Source organism: bacterium endosymbiont of Bathymodiolus sp. 5 South, from assembly GCF_900128535.1.
Classification (GTDB): Bacteria; Pseudomonadota; Gammaproteobacteria; order PS1; family Pseudothioglobaceae; genus Thiodubiliella.
This window is the reverse complement of record NZ_FQTR01000387.1, coordinates 1-985: the sequence shown is the minus strand read 5'-3', so window position 1 is coordinate 985 and position 985 is coordinate 1. Positions and strand designations below refer to the sequence as shown.

The window sequence follows — 985 nt, the reverse complement described above, 5'->3', positions numbered from 1 at the left end:
GCTTCAACGCATTAATTACGCCAAACATCGCACCCGTTGGAAAACCCTCATCGTTGGTTAAATTTTGCGCAATAGTAGAAAAATAAGCCCTAAATAAAAAGGCTGATCCGTCTAATAAAATAAGTTGATGAGGGTTTGGCATAAGGGTAAATTTTACCGATTTTTTAGACATTAAGATTAGTATAAAATACACCTATGACAATTTCATCTCAAACCCTTATTAGCGCTCACGATATCAGCCTCACGCGTCGTGGAAAAAGCGTTTTGGATAAGGTGAGTTTTGAGCTGCAGCAGGGAGAATTTCTTACTATCATCGGTCCAAATGGCGCAGGGAAAAGCTCGCTTATCAAAGTTTTGTTGGGTTTGATTAAAGCCGATAGTGGTAATATTAAGCGTGCGAAACAACTCAACTTGGGTTATATGCCGCAAGCTTTTAACCCCAATCCATTTATGCCTATCAAGGTGCTTGATTTTTGCAATCTTAATCAAAAAGTTGCCTCTAGTTTCTTGCAAGAAACCGCTGAATTAATGGGGATTAAAAACTTGCTGGATTCACCCTTAAAAGCCCTATCGGGTGGTGAATTACAACGCGTATTACTAACACGCGCACTACTCAACAAACCCAATGTATTAATCTTGGACGAACCTGCACAAAATCTTGATGTTAGTGGAGAAATGCAGCTTTACAAACTCATTCAAAACATTCATCAACAACAAGGTTGTGCGGTGTTAATGATCTCTCACGACCTGCATCGGGTAATGAAAGAATCCACCCAAGTGCTGTGCTTATATCACCATGTTTGTTGTATGGGGAAACCTGAGGTGCTTATTAAAGATGCACAATTTAATCATTTATATGCCGACCAGATGGATGAACTAATGACAACTTATGAGCATCATCACAATCATTGTCACGAAAATTAGTGGTTCGCCCTGATATAATATCTGTTTTTTGAACGATGGACACACCATGAAAGATATTATT

General features: G+C 38.9%; 2 protein-coding genes. One reads left to right on the top strand and one right to left on the bottom strand.

The features are described from left to right. Positions 1 to 142 (bottom strand): hypothetical protein (locus BBROOKSOX_RS12570; protein ID WP_180324058.1); only part of this gene is annotated, 142 nt, incomplete at its 3' end. A 53-nt stretch (positions 143 to 195) separates the two neighbouring features. On the opposite strand from BBROOKSOX_RS12570, the gene BBROOKSOX_RS11685 reads away from it, so the two are divergent. Continuing rightward, positions 196 to 924 (top strand): metal ABC transporter ATP-binding protein, encoded by a 729-nt coding sequence (locus BBROOKSOX_RS11685; RefSeq protein ID WP_139662051.1) that lies wholly within the window; start codon positions 196 to 198, stop codon positions 922 to 924. Positions 925 to 985: the final 61 nt, after the last annotated feature.